This window comes from Gordonia sp. ABSL11-1 (assembly GCF_030315685.1).
Lineage (GTDB): Bacteria > Actinomycetota > Actinomycetes > Mycobacteriales > Mycobacteriaceae > Gordonia.
The window spans coordinates 18940-36506 of record NZ_JASXSI010000035.1; the positions used below are offsets into that span (position 1 = coordinate 18940).

A 17567-nucleotide genomic window follows, 5' to 3' on the forward strand; every position below is an offset into this window, starting at 1 on the left:
CTTTCCGGCGCGCTCTCGTGCCTCTCATGCGGGCCCAACGTGCACACAGCACGAGAAATCGCCGGGGACCGCACGCCGTGTTGGTCAGCTCGAGATGACCACCCCTGACGGTATCGTCGCGGGCATGGCTTTGGCGGCGAACGGTCTCACCCGCGCGTTCGGGCGGCACATCGCCGTGGCGGACGCGGACGTTGCGGTGCGGGCCGGTGCCATCACCGGTCTCGTCGGTCCAAATGGCGCAGGCAAGACGACATTGCTGCTGATGCTCGCCGGTTTGCTCCGACCGGACACCGGCACCATCACGGTGGACGGCACGCAGGTCGACCCGCCGCGACTGCGATCGATGGTCGGGTGGATGCCGGACGTGTTCGGCACCTGGGACAGTCTGACGGCCACGGAGATCCTGTCCACCTTCGGTCGGCTCCATTCGCTCTCCCGGACAGATGCTCGCGCCCGCGCCGCGGAACTGCTCGAGCTGGTTCACCTCCGCGAGTTCGCCGACCGTCCCGCACATGAGCTGTCCCGCGGACAGAAGCAGCGGCTCGGATTCGCCCGCACCCTCGTCCACAGCCCCCGCGTCCTGCTGCTCGACGAGCCTGCGTCGGGAATGGACCCGCGGTCGCGGGTGGAGTTGCGCGATCAGCTCCGCACCCTCGCCGACGACGGATGTGTGGTCCTGGTCTCCTCGCACATTCTCACCGAGCTGTCGGAGATGGTCGACGACGTCATCATCATGACCGAAGGGCGCACCCGACCCACTGGTGAACACACCGTCGGCCGCCGGTGGCGCATCCGCGAAGCCGGCCAACCTGCCGCGACGGCGACGACGATCACGTTCCCCGATGAACAGAGTGCCGCCCAGCATCTCGCTGCACTGGTCGCCGCCGGACATCAAGTCGTCGAGTTCGCCCGCGTAGACACCGAACTCGAAGACGCCTACCTTGCGCTCGACGCCGACAGGACGTGACGATGACCAACGTCACCGAGCACCGGAACGCCATCGAGCCGACAGCGCCGTTTACTCAACGGGTGCGCCGATGGTGGTCTGTCGTCGGCGTCCTCATCGGTCTGGAACTCCGCCAGCGGGTGCGGACCACACGCTGGAAGGTCACCCTCGTACTGTCGTTCGTCGTCATCTCCGCGGTGGTATTCGGATCGATGGCTGTCGCCGTGAACCCCTCGGAGTCGTCGTACCACCAGTGGGCACAGAACCTGTACGCCATCGTGTTGGGCGCCCTGTTGTTCCTCGGTATCGTCCTGGCGCCGACGCTCACCGCGACGACGATCAACGGAGACCGCAAGGACGCCACTCTCGCCGTGGTGCAGGCCACCCCGATCAGCAATTGGCAGCTGGCGCTCGGGAAGCTGATCGGCAACTGGGTGTGCTGTCTGGCGCTGATGGTGGTCGCGTTGCCCTACCTGGTGTGGGCGATCATCGCAGCTCCCTACGGATTCGGGCGCGGCATCCTCGGCGTCGTCGTGTGCGCAGTGTTGTTCGCCTGCTACTGCGGGATCGGACTGGGATTCTCGGCCCTGACGGCCCGGCCCGCCGGTTCGGCTGTCCTCACGCAGGCGACCGTGTTCTTCCTCCTGTTGGGGTTGCCGGCCCTGTTCGGACTGCTGTACACGACGACATCGGAGGATCACGAGGTGACTCGCGCCCGTTACTCTGCGCCCGACGGCTGGCCGGAGAACGCGGCGTCGACGCCGCCGACCTGCCGTGACGTCGAAACGACCGAGACGTTCGCGCACACCGAACGTATCTGGTGGTTGCTGGCACCCAATCCAGTGCTGATTGTTCCGGACATCGTTGCACCACAGGACAACCCCGAAGTTCGCGTCTGGGAGACCGGGCACCGCCCACCGGGCCCCACATTGCTGACGCCGATCGCGGAAACGTTGTCGGCGGCACGTATGGGTCCCTACATCGATGCACCGCGCTGCGGCGACCAGAGAGCCTGGTTCAGCACCTCCGGTGACAGCAGCCCCGGAAGGTTCTATGCCGGGCAGACCGCGCACGAACGCGCCCGCATCGGGGACAGTTGGTATCTGGGTCTGCTCGCCAACATGGCGTTCGGAGCGATCGGACTGACCGTCGCTGCGCGCAGGTTGCGGGTGCCTGCGCGAAAGTTGCCCCGAGGAGTGCGGATCGCCTGAGTGCGTGTGACGGCTCGGGTACTACTGATCTCGGGCGAGCCGGTTGGGTTGGTATGACGTTGTCCGGTGGCGGTTACCTCTCGTCGGACTCGCCAATCCGATCTTGTCGGTGCCATGTCGTAGTGTTGTCACCAGCAGGAAAGAAGAAGACGTAGCGCGCCCCGTGTCCATCTGCCGGCCCGTGCACAGAACACCTGAGACACCTGAGTCCTGCTGTCCTGTTCTGTCATTCGGGAGGCCGCAATGTCATCGACCACATCACTCGCCATCGTTGGCGACGCTCTACGCGCCGTTCACCTCGACCACGAGTCGATGACCGGGCAGAGCGCGTTCGAGGAGATGCGTGCCCTGTATAAGATTCGGAATCTGATCGACCATCACGCAGCACAGCTGACCGGAACACTCGAGCGGCTGCGGGTGGCCAAAGATCACGGCCGCTCCACGCGAGAGTTGTTGATCTTCATGGGTTTCGCCCCGTCTGTGGCGCAGCGTTACGTCCGTATCGCCGGTGCGCTCGCGCTGCTGCCCACCTTGACCGCGCACGCCGTCGACGGCGTCATCTCCAGTGAACACGCCGACGCCATCGTCCGCGGGATCGAGCACATTGGGAAAAGATCACCGGAACCGATCGACGACACCGCGCGTCTAAGTTATGTGACAGATCTTCTCGGACAGCACTTCTCCGGCACCACCCCCGCCGAGATCAGCGACCGTGCCCGCACCCTGGGCAACCAGATCGCCGACGACACCCCCGGCGGACTGCCCGCCGCCGAGGACCGCACCATCAACACCCTCACCAAACACACGACCACCGACGGACGCCTGCACGTCGACGCCGACCTCGACACCGAAGTCGGCGATAAATTCCAGGCCGCGATGGAACGCTATGGCGCGCCTCGCCCCGAACCCGATGGCTCTCCCGACGCGCGTTCCACCGAACGACGCCTGGCCGACGCCCTGGAGACCGTGCTCGACATCGCCGCTGGGGGCGGTAACGACGTGAGTATGACTCCGAGAACGCACGTCCTATTGACCATTCCCGCCGATGCCCCATCGCTGTCGTCGCTGGAGTTCATGGGATCGGTCACCCGCGCCACGATGAACCGACTGGCCTGCGACCCAACGATCACACCACTACTCGTCGACGGCGAAACCGTCCCCCTCGATGTCGGCAGAGACAAACGCCTGTTCACCCCGGCTCAACGCAAAGCCCTCTACATCCGCGACAGATGCTGCATCAAATGTGGTGCACCCGCCGAACGATGCCACGCCCACCACATCACCCCGTGGGGCGAGGGCGGTGACACGTGCCTGGCCAACGGCTGCCTGCTCTGCCCGTCGTGTCACGCCGACGTCCACCACAACGGCTGGGCTGTGTTCATCGGCGCCGACCACCATGCCTGGCTCACCCCACCGACCGCCGTCGACCCTGAGCAGCGAGCGTTACCCAGTTACAGCAGACGCACCCTGACTCTCGACGCCGTCGCCGCCTGACCCCATAACCGACTTTCCACCGACCACAATCTCGCACCCGGCCACGCCGGGACCGCATCCGTACCTTGACAACTCCACAGTGTGAAAGCGGCGGGCCCCGACCCGCTGACCAAGAAGGCGCACAGTCGCTGTTGCCTTCTCGGTCAGCGGCGTGGGCCGGCACCTCGCGAAGCCTCGCTGGCCGAGGTCTGTCCGTGGCGACTCGTGGCCGACGGGCATGGGACACCTATGCAGCATTGCCGACTCGGATGCTTTACGTTGCAAAGCGTGACCCTGAGTCTTGAGCGAGCAGCATCACGCGCACTCACGCGTCGTGCGGCGCTCCGACTTGCCGCGCTGGGCACGCTGGCGGCCGGCACCACCGCGGCGTGCGCGCCCGGGGATGATCTTGCGACGGACCATCCAACGTGGGGCGCCTTCATCCCGTCGGTCCTGCCCACGCCCGGCTCTTCACGTTCCCCCATGCACCAGCTGACCATCCTCGCGGGAACTCGCCCGGGGTACCTGCACCGCTTCGCCGCCATCGGCGACTCGGCCCCTGTCGCGGAATTGACCGCCATCGCCGATGCGGGGGCGACTCCCCTGCTGACCCTCGAACCCTGGATTGCGGGCCGGGGCATCGATCAACCGTCCCATGCGCTCCGCCGTGTCGCCTCCGGGGCGTTCGACGCGGACCTGCGCCGGTGGGGCGCCGAGCTCGCCGCGTGGGGACGGCCGGTGCTCCTCCGCTTCGCCCAGGAGATGAACGGCACGTGGTATCCGTGGTCGATCGGTGTCAACGGCAACAGCGCAGCAGACTATCGGCAGGCCTGGATGCGGATGCGCCGGCAGATCCGAGCAGCGGCAGCCGATCAGGTGCAGTTCGTCTGGGCGCCGAACGTCATCACCGAGGGCACGAACGATTTCGCTGCCGCGTACCCCGGCAGCGATCACGTCGATCTCGTCGCACTCGACGGCTACAACTGGGGCACCGTGCCCGGTCATCACTGGCAGTCCGCCGACAACCTGTTCACCGCCAGCCTCGCTGCACTACGACGGCTCGACACCACTCATCCGATTCTCATCACCGAAGTCGCCAGCGCCGAGGGCAACGCACCCGACGACAAGGCGAACTGGATTCGCGACTTCTTCGCCATCGTCCAACGCGAACCCCGACTCGAATCGTTCCTCTGGTTCCAGACCGACAAGGAGCGTGACTGGCGTTTCAACTCGACTCCCGCATCGTTGGCGGCCTTCCGAACGTCGTTGTCCTCGATGCAAAGTCAGCAATGAGTGGCGACCCCGCCGAGCCCGACCAAGGGCGCGCTCGTGTGTTGACCATTCTGATCGATCACATCGCGATCGAAGACGGACAGATCGCCCCTCCCGCCGTCGGGGAGATCTCCGCATTTCCCTTGCTGTTCAGCGAGAGACCGGCGACTGAACCTGATACCACCACTGTGCGCGGCATCCTCGAGCCGTCGGGTCGGGCACCCGTCGTCCACCGCGGCACAGCCTCGTGGACGGGAATGCTGCGCGGCGACGGCTGGACCGCCACCTGGCACGGCACGCGCCCACGGACCGGACGCGTGGAGATCACCGGACTGTTCATGGGCGTGATGGGCATCGACGCCGCGGGTTGGGTGCGCGGTCGGGTGACCAGCGTGCAGATCGCCACCATGTTCTGGCAGCGTGTCGACACCCGCGAACGGTTCGCACCGATTCCCGGACGTCGCGAGTACCGGACCGTCGACCGCTCGCCACGCTTCTTCTCCGACGAGCGACTGTTCACCGACGATCCTCCGGAGGTGTCTCGCGCCGACATCGGCGTCCTGATCACTCTCGACCTCGACGATGTGCCCGAACTCCCCCCGCGACCGGCACTGGTCACCGGCGACGTCTCGGCCTCCGGTGATCAGGTGTGGGTTCTCGACCGCGTGCTGCCGAAGCTCATCTGCCTGGGTGACAACAGTTCTCCCACGGCCCATCTGTTCCCTGGTGCCGTGCGGTCGGATCGCAGAGTATGGGGGACGAAGACGGGGTGTTGGGTCAGCGGTGTCGACGGAACCTTCCGGGTGGAGGCCGGCGCCGAGATGGGGACTCAGGTGAGCGACATTCCGTCGACCGTCTGCGCGACGCTCGGCGATATCTTGCTTGCCTGCGGCACCACCGCGTCGTGGACCATCCACGAGCCTGGCAGCGAGCCGGTACAGGTCGACCCCGTCGTGGGCACGCCGTTTGATGCGGTCGCAGACGGACAGTCCTTCGTCGTTGTCGTCAGCGATTCCGACGAACCGCGGCGGCACCGGATGGTCCGCGTCGCGCTGAATGGGTCAGTGGCGCAAGGTCCGCTGCTGCCCCGCGCCGATCGCCCCTACCCGGGTGAGTGGACGCTGCTCGGTCAGCCGCTCACCGCCGTGGCCGAAAACGACACCTTCACCGATGTCACGCCGCAACTCGCGATGAGCGACGGGCGCACCATCCCACGTCGGTTCCTGTACGCCGGTGCGGTGGGCGACCACATCTGGACCGTCTGCCACCCACCGGACCGGACCAGCCGGTCCTGGTGGCCGCTGGCCGGACCCAAGGCCTACGACCGCAGCCGCGGCAAGTTCTGGCTTCTCACCGTCCTCGACCGGGCAACGCTTGAACCCGTCCACACCGCACCGATTCTCAGCCCGCAACCGTCGTTGACTCAAGATGAGTCCGGCACGATCTGGCTCGCGGTCAGCGGCGAGTTGCAGCGCATCACGAAGCTGGGCGGAACCATGGCGTGGCCGGAAACGGTCGAGGTGGACCTCCCGGAGGACCGACCGCACGGCGAGTTGGGATGACGCGAGAGTCGGGCGCGTAGGCGGCCGAGTCCTGACCGTGCGTCACCGTCCGCCGTAGTCGAACCGCGCCTCGTCGAGCCGGCGGATCAACGCAGGCTCGAGGACTTGAGCGGCCGTCGCGGTCAGGTGCGAGTCGTCGCGGTAGAACAGGATGCGGTTGCGCGCCGCGAAACACAGATTGCCTTCGCACAGAAGATCATTGACGCTGACCGTGGTGATATCTGACGCCTCTCCTCTGGCCTTCGCGTCGAGAATCGGCTCGATCCGATCGAAACCGTCGAGCTCGAAATCGCACTTGTGCCAATTGTCCATCGCCCCGGAGATGCAGTCGGCGATCTGGAAACCCGGGTACGGGGTATCGGCGATGTAGACGAGTCGGGCTCCGGTACGTCGAAGTGCCGAAAGTGTTTCGTCCCAAGCACGTTCCGCTGCAGAGTAAGACGGAACGTACGTCGACAGCGACGAGAACACGATGATCTCCGGCCGAAGCGCCGAGATCTGGTCGAGCGCGGTCCGTCGCCAGGCGGCACACTCCTGCTTGGCAAAAGGATCCGGCACCCCGGATTGCGGCGGCAGATTCTGGGCGGGGCATGCAGCTTTGGTGAACTGGTGAATCCGCCAACCGTGTGTCGCGCCGATCGCCCGTACCGCCTCCGACCACTGGTCGGCGTGACTGTCGCCGAACAGCACGACCGGCACACCGTCAGGAGCGCCGAACACACAACTGTGCCGGGCGTCGAGATCACCGACCGGAATGAGACAGTCGTGCGGCTCGGGCCGATCGTCATAGGCCTGGAAGGGGTTGGGCACCACGGGTCCTGCCGGTTCCGCCGCCTCCTGCCCGAAAACGGACTGGTAGCTGAGCGCAGCGTTCGCCACCGTGTCGCGGCTGGCCATCTGCACCGTGATCACACCGGCGGTCATCGTGACAGCGAGTCCGACGACGACCCCGGTGACACCGACGGAGATCGACGCGGACGCGTTTCGGCGGAGTTCTCGGTGCCCGATGATCGGTTCCTCGAAGAAGATCGTCGACAGGGTCGCGATCACCAGAGCCACTGCCGACACCCCGAGCAGCGCGGGCCACGAGGAGGTGCCTGTGGTCGTCTCGAACAGGACGATCGCAGGCCAATGCCAGAGGTACCAGGCGTAGGAGACTCGTCCGAGAAAACGCAGGGGCGGTGTGGCGAGGAGTGAGCCGGCGTAGATGTGGCCCTTGGTGACGCTCGCACGCTCACTCCTCCCGGACCGGGACCCCACGGCACGCTCGCTCTTCAGGGACCGGACCCCGACGATCTGCCCGGCCGCGATCACCAGCGCCGCAGCGAAGGTCGGGAGCAGGGCGGCGGTACCGGGGTAGCGGGTGTGCGCGTCGAACGTGACCGCCGCAGCGACGACGCCACCCAACCCGATCCAGCCCGCCACCCAGGCGAGCACGCCGGCCACCCGTGGCAGATCCGTCCGTAACAGTGTGAGCACCGGCACCAGGACCGCGACCAGCGCGCCGACACCGAACTGCCAGGCGCGACTGTAGGTCGCCATGTAGGCCAGCGCCGGGTCCGACGGGGTGAGCCGCAGCGCCGAGATGAACGATGCGGCAGTGACCCCGCCGACGACGACTCCCACGGACACCCGCACCGACAGCACCCGACGCAGAGCCGTGCGGGTCGCCAGTGCCGCCGCACCGAACACAGCGAGGGGCCACACGAAGTAGATCTGTTCCTCGATCGACAACGACCAGAAATGCGTGGCAAGACTGCCGTCGATGGCGCCCGCGAGGTAATCGGCGTTCTGGGAGATGAAGTGCCAGTTGGCCAATTGCGCAGCCGCCGCCAGGAGATCGATAGCCTGCTTGAACACCTTGAGCAGTGGCATACACAATGCCGCGGCGATGATCGACACGACGATCACCAACGCCGCCGCCGGGATGATCCGTCGCGCTCGTCGTGCGTAGAAGCCCTTGAACGAGAGTGATCCGGTGTTCTCGTATTCGCGCAACAGGATTCGAGTGATCAGGAAGCCTGAGATGACAAAGAAGATGTCGACACCGACGAACCCGCCGGTCATGAACGGGACGTGCGCGTGGAAGAGCACTACCAGCAGCACTGCCACACCGCGCAGTCCGGCGATGTCGCCGAAGAACGTGCCGGCCTTCGACTCCGCCGGGCCGGTCACGCGGCGGTCCAGGGCAGCATGATGTCGAACCAACCGAGCGCGAGCGCTCCGATGAACAGAATGGCGATCGTGTACCCGACGACCTCGAACCCGGAGATGCGGTTCCAGTTCGGCCCGGTGGGTCGACGACCGGTCGAGTCGACACCGTCGGAGCCGTCAACGAGGTCGGCGCGCGTGGGCAGTAGCGAATCGTCCGAGGAACCTTCGGACACGGTTTCGACAACCCGTGCGGCCCGCGGGAGGAGGACCCGCACGAAGGCGACGAACAACGGCGCTGCGAGATAGGTATAGGCGAGCACGAAACCGGCCATCATCCAGAACTCGGCGAGACCGCACTCCCGGACAGCGAGGACGGTGACCACCCAGAACGCGACGAGCGAGGAACCCAACACCAGCGTGCCGAGCGCACTGATGGATCGGCCGAGGGAGTTGGTCTTTCCGATGGCGCCCGTCGGGACCCAGCCGATCTCGCGTCCGATCAACTTATGCCAGATGGCGATCGTGTGGGCGAAGCTGTAGGCGATCTGAATCCGCAGCACCTCGAACCGCCACCGGGTCCGTGAAACGAGCGGAAACAGCACGACGTAGACCCACAGGCCGAGCAGGAACGGGACCAACTGTGCAGGGTGCACGTCCTCCGGGTAGAAGCCGGCCATGATGATGCCGGGCAGGAACAGCAGGAAGACGTTCATCGCCGTCGTCAGGTAATAGAACACACCCGCCCACAGGGCACATCGCTGCAGCGCCGTGGGCCGTCGCGGCGGGTCGGCGAGCTCACTGTGCACCAGTCGCGACAACGATCCCTGACACCAGCGGTACTGCTGGTTCAGGAATCCGGCGAGGTCGGGCGGACACAGCCCCCGCGACAACACGACCGGCACGTACCGGATGTCGTATCCGGCCTGCTGTAGATGGCGACCGGTGTGCAGGTCCTCGCTGTGTTCGATGGCTGCGAAACCGCCTACCCGGTTGAGGGCACTGCGGCGGTACACCGCCGATGTCCCGACACAGTTCGCCGCGCCGATCCGGTCCCGCGACGGCAACACCCACCGGTAGAAGAACTCCTGGGTCGCACCAGCGGTCCGCTGCACCCAGCCCATCGCTTCGGTTGTCGCGAAACACTGCGGGCTCTGCGCGATGGCAACCTCCGGGTCGTCGAGGTAGGGCACCAGATGTGCCAGGAAGTCGGGACGCGGGCAGAAGTCGGCGTCGAAGATGACGATGAGGTCGGCGGCGGTGATGCTGAACGCGTATCGCAGGTTCCCGGCCTTGCGCAGATGCCCCCGATCCGGCCGCACGACGTAGGCGAACCCGTACTCGGCGGCGAGCGCGCGCACCTCGGGACGGTCGGCGTCGTCGAGGACGTGTGCGGTCAACGCACCCGACCACTCGAGTGCCGCGATGTGGCGATAAGTGTTGTCGAGGATGGCGAGGTCTTCGCCACAGGTGGGCAGGAACACGTCGACGGACGGAAATCGCCCGGCAGGCCGCCATCCGGACGTCAACTGCCGATGCGACCGCCAGGTGACCCGCCGTGGATTGAGTCCGGTGATGATCGAGAATGTGGTTCCGATCACATTCGCCACCAGAACAATGAGCGCCGGCCACAACATCGGGTGGGCCGTCGAGAATGCGATCAATGACCACGCGGCAAGGAGAAAAGCCGCAATGAGGAAAATCTGCACCCACCGCATCTGCGGACCGAGGTACTCGTATACCTCTTCGTCGGCCGGTGCGGCGACCGCCAGTGGATTGAGCTCGGGCGCAGGCGGATCGACGTGTCGGCGCCTCAACGTCCGTGGAGACTTCGCAGGCGCGGCAGGGCTGTCAGCCGTCGACACAGATTCTGTGCCGTGACGCCCTGTCAACAACTCCACTGACCAAGAATCCGGCACAAACGGGAAAGGCGCAAACCGCGCCTGAAAGACCAGAAAGTCCGATCGCATCTCGTCGTCGTCCTGGGTCGTACTTGCCACATCCGTTGAAGTCGTTAACGTTCTCGTGTGCAGTTCCGGTTGACGCTTCAGGCTGCGGCGCTAGGCGCCGCGATGACATGCGTGATCTCTGCCTGCTCGGCGTCGCAGCCCGACTCAGCGGAACCCGGTTCGTCGCCTGCCGGGATCGTCAGCGCCGAGGCGAAACAGAGCCGAGGACTCGTGGCCCGATCGGAGGACGCGCCGGAGGCCTGGACAGCGCGTGTCCCCGACGGCACACGGATCACCCGGATCACCTACCACTCGACGTCGGGTGTCGACGGCTCACCCACGTCGGTAACCGGAGCGGTGTTCGTCCCCGACGGGGATCGTCCATCCGCCGGCTGGCCTCTCATCGCCTACGCGCACGGAACCACTGGAATCACCCGGGACTGCGCGCCGTCGGACAATCCGACGATGTTCGGCGATCTCGCAGCGGTCCGCGGGTTCCTCAGAGACGGATATGCAGTGGTCACGACCGACTATCAGGGTTTGGGTGTGCGTGCGAACGAGCCGGCGCCGCATCCTTATCTCGAGCCCAGGACAGCAGCTTTCAACATCATCGACTCGGTCCGCGCCGCGCGGTCGATCGAACCGACCATCGGCTCTCGCTGGGTGGCGGTTGGTGCGTCGCAAGGCGGTGCGGCCGCGTGGTCGGCTGCCGAGGAGTACTCGACCTATGGGTCCGGCGGCGGAGTTCTCGTCGGGGCGGTGGCCGCGGCACCGCTCCTCGACCCGGCCTTCCTGGTCGAGCGCGCCCAGCAGGGATCACTGACCATCGCGCAGCGCTACCTGTACCCGCTTGTCGTCGAGGGGGTCGCCAAGTCGGACCCGCACATTCGCCCGCTGGATCACCTGCACGGCGTCGCCGCGGCATCGAGTGCACGGTTGGTGTCGTGCTCGGGCAACAAGGGCGCGTTGTCGCGGGCGATGTCCACCGCAGACGCGTCGTCGTTCGTCTCGGTGTCCCCACAGGCGGCGAGTCAATTGACCACGGCGCTGCAGCGTTTCACACTGCCGCGGACGGCCACCGACGTGCCGATCCTGGCGGTGTACGGCAGCGACGACGACGTGATACCTGTTGATGTGATGGAAGTCACACTCGGTCGTGCGTGCGCACTCGGAGACCGTGTCCTCCGAGTCCGTCGTGAGGGACAGGGGCATTCGCTCGATCCCGGCGCGATCATGGGCACCTGGATGCGCGATCGAATAGACGGCCACAGCGCGACCGGCGACTGTTGATACCGCTATGGTGAACTCGGTGGTCACCCGACCACGATTTCATTTGTTCATGGGGCGCGCCGTGACCGCGGCCGTCGGGATTGGAAGTCGCTCGGATGTCCACTGTGTTGAAGCGTATCGCCGGGTCGGCTCCCCTCTGGGCGTGGATCGTGATGGCCGTCTGCATCGTCGTCCTGATCGTCGGCCTGATCATCTCCGGAAACCGCACCGCGCCCACCTCGCCCGCCCAAACCGGAATGGCCGCAACAAGTGTTGAGGAACCTGACACCCCCGCGACGGTGAAGTTCGTCGAGGAGGCCAAGGCGAACGCGAGCACCCCGAAGACCATCGTGTTGCTCGGCGATTCGACCGGAGCGGACCCCAACGGGTGGGCACCCGCACTAGGACGATCGATCAGTCAGAATCTCGAACGACCGGTCGCGACGCGTTTCTGGAATGCGTCGACAAATGCGTACGGACCCATCGTCGGATTGGGCGACGGCACCAATGGTGCCGTCGGATTCTGGAATGCGAGCGCGTCCGGAAAGAATGTCGATTACACGATGTCGAACCTGGACAGAATGATCCAATCTGACGTCACACCCGATCTCATCCTGTTGAACTTCGGTCAGACGCAGGATACGGCCAAGCCGCTTGCGCCACAGGTGCAACCTCTGGTCACCGAACTGCGCAGCAAGTACCCCAACGCGAGCATCGCGGTCATCAAGCAGGGGCCGCGTCAGGGATCGGACTCATCGAGCCAGCTGTCCGGCTACGCCTCCGCGATGGACGCCGAGGGTATCCAGGTGATCGACGTGTACTCGGCGTTTCCGACCGATCCGGCCGGCCTGTCGGCAGTCATGCGCGACACTGTCAATCCGAACGCGCAAGGCCAAAAGCTGTGGACCAAGACTGTTTTGGCAGCGTTCGGCTTGCCGACAGAGCAGTAGTGAGCTGTGACAACTCCGTGGCAGAGGCCATCGCGCCTGTAGCAGGGTCGGGCAGCAGCCGGTCAGCGCCGTAACAGCCCCCCGTCCACGACGTGTTGGCTTCCGGTGATGTAGCCGGCGTCGTCGGAGAGCAAGAAGACAGCCATTGCAGCGACTTCGTCGGCTGTGCCGGTGCGTCCGAGGGCAGCGTCGGCCAGCACACCCTGTTCGAACGTGGCGCGGACATCGGTGGCCATGAAGTCGCGGAAGTTCGTGTCGGTGGCGCCCGGAATCAGGGTGTTGACGCGGATGGACCGCGGGGCGAGCTCGGCCGCCCAGCACTGTGCGGCGGCAATGAGTGCGGCTTTCGTTGCGGCGTACAGCGACGTGCACGCCGCAGCTTCGTACGCGGAGGTCGATGAGGTGACCAGCAGAGCCGCACCGGGGTTGAGCTTCGGCGCAAGAGCAGCGAGTTGGAGAAACGGGCCACGAAGGTTGACGGCGGTCAGAGCATCGAATGCGTCGGCGTCAACCGCCTCCACCGGCCCGACGGCTGCGCGGCCGGCATTGAGCCACAATCCGTCTATTCCGCCGTCGACAGCACTCGCCAACTCCTCACCCGCCTCCCGTGACGACGCATCGTTGGCGACTACGGAGGCATTCGGGATCTCGGCCCTCAAAGCGTCGAGCCGCTCGACCTGCGTTCCGGTCAGCGTCAGGTACGCCCCTTCGCCGGACAGCCGACGTGCACCGGCTCGTCCGATCCCACTCGTCGCACCAGTGATCACGACGTGCTTGCCCGCGAATCGTCCGTTGGTTCGTTGTGCCATGTCGTCCACGATAGGGAGCATCGTCGAGACGCCGCAGACTCCGAGAGGCTGTGGAGACGCAGTCACGAACAGCACCATCAATGCGATAGTGATGAAGACGGCATCCGCGACAAGGCTGACGGCGACGAACAGTGTTGTGAATAAATGGTTCTGGCCATCGACTCGCTCGACTGTCCCCGAGTCCTCACGCAGGCCCACGACGACCTCTTCCGAGAGCTCGAGCTTGCGTCCGTCGACCATCGCCTCTCCGTAACCGCCGACATCGGCCATCGTCGCTGCAGAAGTGGAGGGGCTCCTCCTCGGACAATTCACGGCACCACCTGTTGGTCCTGCAGACCGGCCAGCGCGCAGTGCTCGTGGGCTGACCGTTCCTCGTACCACAGGGGTCTCCAGGTGCCCCCATTGTTGGTGACGTCGTTGCCACCGGCCGCTGAGGCTGACGTCGATGCGCGATGCGCCACGACAACATCTGCCGCGCACCCACTCGAGTGTCACCGGCTTGCGTCGCCTCTATCGTGGCCGGTATGTCCTCGAACTCACGCGATGTGGTGCTCGACCGGGGCGGGTGGCGGTTATTGGGCCGGTGGATGCGACCCGAAGCCGCCGTTCTCGTCGTGGCATTGATACTCGGCCTCGTGACTGCTGCCGTCGAGCTGATCAGTCCACTGGTGACTCGAGAAGTGTTGCAGAGAATGAACTCTCACACTCCTGTCACCGGCGTGGCCCTTCTGTTGGTCGGGGTTTTGGTGATATCCACCGCGATCGGATACGTGCAGATGGTGATGCTCGGATCGTTGGCCGAGCGGATCGTGCGATCAGTTCGTCGCTCGATGTTGGCATCGCTGCTGCGTGCGCGCATAGGCGCCTCCCGCACCGCCGGGGAGATGGCCTCTCGGGTGACCTCGGACACCACCCTGATCCGCGAAGCGGCCACCGGAAGCGTCGTGCAGTTCGTCAACGGGGTCATCGCACTGGTGGGCAGCCTGGCGTTGATGGCCTACCTCGACGTGATCCTGTTGGCCTTCACCGCCGCCGTGATCATCATGGGCATCTCCTTGGCCCTGCTGTTGATGCCACGGCTGTCGCGCCTCCAGCAGCAGGTCCAGGATCAACTCGGTCAGCTCGGTGAACGGCTGGACGGCACCGTGCGCGCCATGCGCACCGTCAAAGCGTCGCGGGCCGAGGACCGAGAATTGGCAGTCCTCTACGACCGTGTCGATGACGCCCAGAAGCTCGGAGTCCGAGCCGTGCGGGTCGAAGCGGCTGCCGCCATGCTGACCGGGCTGGCCGTCAACGTCGTGCTGATCGTGGTGTTGGTCGTCGGTGCATGGCGTGTGTCGACCGGAGCGCTCGACGTGCCCAGTCTGGTCGCATTCCTCTTGTACGTCTTCGCACTCACCTCCCCGGCCGGGATGATCATGATGAGCGTCACGACCATGCAATCGGGCCTGGCCGCTGCCCGTCGTATCGACGAAGTGACCGGTCTGGATCGAGAAACCGATCCAGACGACTCGCGCGACGATCACCTCATCGACCAAGCCGACAGCCGAGCGGTGCTCGAGCTCGAGGACGTGACCGTGCGCTACCTGCCCAACCAACCGCCCGCGCTGCAGTCGGTCAGCATGGCCGTCCCTCATCGCGGCCACATCGCTCTCGTCGGCCCCTCGGGCGCAGGGAAGACCACAGTGCTCTCGACGCTGTTGCGGTTCACCAATCCCGACTCGGGACGAATCCTGCTCGACGGAATTCCCTACGAGCGATGGACCATCCCTGCGGTGCGCTCGCAAATCGGCTACGTCGAACAAGATGCCCCGCTCGTGCCCGGCACCGTGCGCGACAACATCACCCACGCCGCACCGTCGATCTCCGACGACGAGGTCTGGCGTGCGCTGGCGACCGTTGCCCTCGATCGACGGGTCCGGTCACTGTCCGACGGTCTCGATCACACCATCACCGCGTCCACCCTGTCCGGGGGCGAGCGTCAACGCATCGCCGTCGCTCGCGCCCTCGTAGCCCGCCCACGGGTCCTGCTCCTCGATGAAGCCACCGCCCAACTCGACGCTCTCACCGAGTCCGCGATCATCGGCGCGCTCCGCGAACTGTCTGCTGATGGCGTCGTCGTCACCGTGGCCCACCGGCTGTCCACGATCATCGACGCAGACCACATCTTCGTCTTCGACGACGGCTCAATTCGCGCCACCGGTACCCACCATGAACTCCTCGACACCGATTCGCTCTATCGCGAACTCATCGAGACACTCCAGATATCGTCCGCTACACGCTGATCGCATGAGCGACACGGGCGGGGTAGGTGATGCCGCCGTAGACGTTGTCCAGCAGATCGCTATCGGCGGTGCCGTGCACCACAACACCGCGCGGCTGCCGGCCCAGCGTCGGGAACGGGATCTTGATCGGCAGGCGCAGCGATTGACCCGAGCCGAGCACAGGAATCTGGCGTCCGTACCCCCAGTTCGAGACGAAGCCGTTGACAGGACTCCGCGGGCTTCACCGCCGGAGTTGGCCACGGTCAGGTTCACGGACTTGCCGGTGGCATCGCAATTGCCACGACGTCACCGCCACGCTCAGATTCGGAGTCGGCGCGGCGACACCGAAACCTGTTCCGGCGGTCAGTAGTCCAGCGGCGACCGCTACTGATCCGATGGTGACGATCGTTCGGCGCATCACGCGTCTCCTGCTTCAGGCGACAGTCCTTCACGCCCCCTCACCCCGGTTCTGCCATGGGAGTCCGTTACAGTGCGATCCCAACATCCTTCGAACGTAGGACAGGACATCGACGACCCCGGACTTCCCGTGAGACCACCGGCGCCACAGACTCCTCACTGTGCGGCATGCCCGAGCTCAACATGAGAGTCACGTGAGCGGACCGACGAGTGGATAATCCACTTACCGCCGCTCCTGGGTGACTCTCATGCGGATCGCCCCACGCCGTGATTGGGCTATCCGCGGTCATCACCCCTGGGGCGGCCACGCGAGAGGCGCCACCGCGGCTCGTCGAAGGCATCGGGAAGACGATGCGCGCCTTCTTGTTCCGAGTACTCCCCCCTGCGGTGGTCGACGGCGCCATGGCCCTGCGAGGCTGACCGTTCACAACAGCCTCGTTCGCATCAACACCCGCATACAGACACTAGTAGTGTCCGCAGCATCATGGACAATGTCGAGATATCGCGCATCGGCCCGGCCGACGAGGCTCGTGAACACCGGATCGCACGAATCGGTGCTCTCGGCACCTCGACCCTGCCGAGGGCTGATCGAGCCTCAGCCGGACCGCACCCTTCTCCCGTAGAGCACGCCCGCAAGGGGATGCGCGATGAGTGATGAGACACCGAACGTGCCGCCTCCTGGAGACAACACCCGGCGACGACAGATCGCGAGGGCGGCAGGACTCGTCGGCGACCTGGCGTGGTGGTTGTTCGTGGTCTCCTCGTTGATCGCCGGTGGCGTGAACTGGTGGAGTCCACGATATCCGGGATCCGTGTCCTTCAGCGACAGCATCCGCGTCTATTGCATGGACACAAGCCCGCTCGGATCGGAGAACGCCGAAAGCCGCTGTCTGTTCAATACTTCCGGATTCGGCGCAGACAATCTGTTCGCTGACCTCGCCCTCTGCTCGATCGTCGGGATCGTTGTCGCCGTCCTCGCCGCCGCGGTACAGAGCTGGGCGACAGGCCTACTGGTTCCAGGCGTGCTCAACGTCGCCGTTCCGCTGATCGGCTACGTGCTGTTCCTCGCCGCGACCCCCGGAGGATTCGGCGGACAGTGGATGCGCCCAGTGGTCGCGCTTGTCATCATCTTCGTGGCTGTGGTGCTACGAGAGATGTGGGCCAGACGTTTCCGGACTCGCTACCTGCAGGCGTAGGCGGCGGGGAGCGCTCGATCGGAAGTCGAGTACGTCGAGGCCATGAGCGCTCCCGACGGCCTCAACCGCAACGCGGATCCGCGTTGCGGTTGAGAGAT

The 17567-nt window shown here is 65.5% G+C and carries 13 protein-coding genes; 9 read left to right on the forward strand and 4 right to left on the reverse strand.

The window, feature by feature from the left end; all coding sequences use genetic code 11:
• Positions 1-94 precede the first annotated feature (94 nt).
• From QSJ19_RS24625 to QSJ19_RS24645, 5 genes are all read left to right on the forward strand, one after another.
• A complete protein-coding gene (locus tag QSJ19_RS24625; protein WP_286323680.1) occupies positions 95-967 on the forward strand; it encodes an ABC transporter ATP-binding protein in 873 nt (290 codons plus the stop codon).
• A 2-nt stretch (positions 968-969) separates the two neighbouring features.
• Positions 970-2157 carry an ABC transporter permease gene (locus QSJ19_RS24630; RefSeq protein WP_286323681.1) on the forward strand — a complete coding sequence of 396 codons (1188 nt, stop codon included), beginning with the start codon at positions 970-972 and terminating at the stop codon, positions 2155-2157.
• A 243-nt stretch (positions 2158-2400) separates the two neighbouring features.
• Positions 2401-3651: an HNH endonuclease gene (locus QSJ19_RS24635; RefSeq protein WP_286323682.1), complete on the forward strand. Its 1251-nt coding sequence runs from the start codon at positions 2401-2403 to the stop codon at positions 3649-3651.
• Positions 3652-3918: 267 nt separating this feature from the next.
• Complete coding sequence (locus QSJ19_RS24640; protein ID WP_286323683.1) at positions 3919-4923, forward strand: glycoside hydrolase family 26 protein; 1005 nt, start codon at positions 3919-3921, stop codon at positions 4921-4923.
• A complete protein-coding gene (locus tag QSJ19_RS24645; RefSeq protein ID WP_286323684.1) occupies positions 4920-6464 on the forward strand; it encodes a hypothetical protein in 1545 nt (514 codons plus the stop codon). Before QSJ19_RS24640 ends, QSJ19_RS24645 begins: the two co-directional genes overlap by 4 nt.
• Positions 6465-6506: 42 nt before the next feature.
• Here QSJ19_RS24645 and QSJ19_RS24650 read toward each other — a convergent pair whose 3' ends face one another.
• Both QSJ19_RS24650 and QSJ19_RS24655 read right to left on the reverse strand, forming a co-directional pair.
• Complete coding sequence (locus QSJ19_RS24650; RefSeq protein ID WP_286323685.1) at positions 6507-8639, reverse strand: acyltransferase family protein; 2133 nt, start codon at positions 8637-8639, stop codon at positions 6507-6509.
• Entirely contained in the window at positions 8636-10516 is a 1881-nt protein-coding gene (locus QSJ19_RS24655; RefSeq protein WP_502876340.1) for a glycosyltransferase family 2 protein, read from the reverse strand. The genes QSJ19_RS24650 and QSJ19_RS24655 overlap by 4 nt, the downstream gene beginning before the upstream one ends.
• Positions 10517-10795: 279 nt before the next feature.
• On the opposite strand from QSJ19_RS24655, the gene QSJ19_RS24660 reads away from it, so the two are divergent.
• The gene (locus QSJ19_RS24660; protein ID WP_286323686.1) at positions 10796-11854 is read left to right on the forward strand and encodes a lipase family protein; all 1059 of its coding nucleotides are present in this window, start codon (positions 10796-10798) and stop codon (positions 11852-11854) included.
• Between the two features lie 95 nt (positions 11855-11949).
• A complete protein-coding gene (locus QSJ19_RS24665) occupies positions 11950-12783 on the forward strand; it encodes an SGNH/GDSL hydrolase family protein (protein ID WP_286323687.1) in 834 nt (277 codons plus the stop codon).
• A 62-nt stretch (positions 12784-12845) separates the two neighbouring features.
• Here QSJ19_RS24665 and QSJ19_RS24670 read toward each other — a convergent pair whose 3' ends face one another.
• Complete coding sequence (locus tag QSJ19_RS24670; protein ID WP_286323688.1) at positions 12846-13862, reverse strand: SDR family oxidoreductase; 1017 nt, start codon at positions 13860-13862, stop codon at positions 12846-12848.
• A 317-nt stretch (positions 13863-14179) separates the two neighbouring features.
• Here QSJ19_RS24670 and QSJ19_RS24675 point away from each other — a divergent pair, with 317 nt between their 5' ends.
• Positions 14180-15877, forward strand: a complete 1698-nt coding sequence (locus QSJ19_RS24675; RefSeq protein WP_286323692.1) for an ABC transporter ATP-binding protein — start codon at positions 14180-14182, stop codon at positions 15875-15877.
• Here the strand turns inward: QSJ19_RS24675 and QSJ19_RS24680 are convergent.
• The gene (locus tag QSJ19_RS24680) at positions 15867-16037 is read right to left on the reverse strand and encodes a hypothetical protein (protein ID WP_286323689.1); all 171 of its coding nucleotides are present in this window, start codon (positions 16035-16037) and stop codon (positions 15867-15869) included. The genes QSJ19_RS24675 and QSJ19_RS24680 overlap by 11 nt on opposite strands.
• 883 nt (positions 16038-16920) lie before the next feature.
• Between QSJ19_RS24680 and QSJ19_RS24685 the strand changes: the two genes are divergently transcribed.
• Positions 16921-17469, forward strand: coding sequence for a hypothetical protein (locus QSJ19_RS24685; RefSeq protein WP_286323690.1), 549 nt, complete (start codon positions 16921-16923; stop codon positions 17467-17469).
• The last annotated feature ends 98 nt before the right edge of the window (positions 17470-17567 follow it).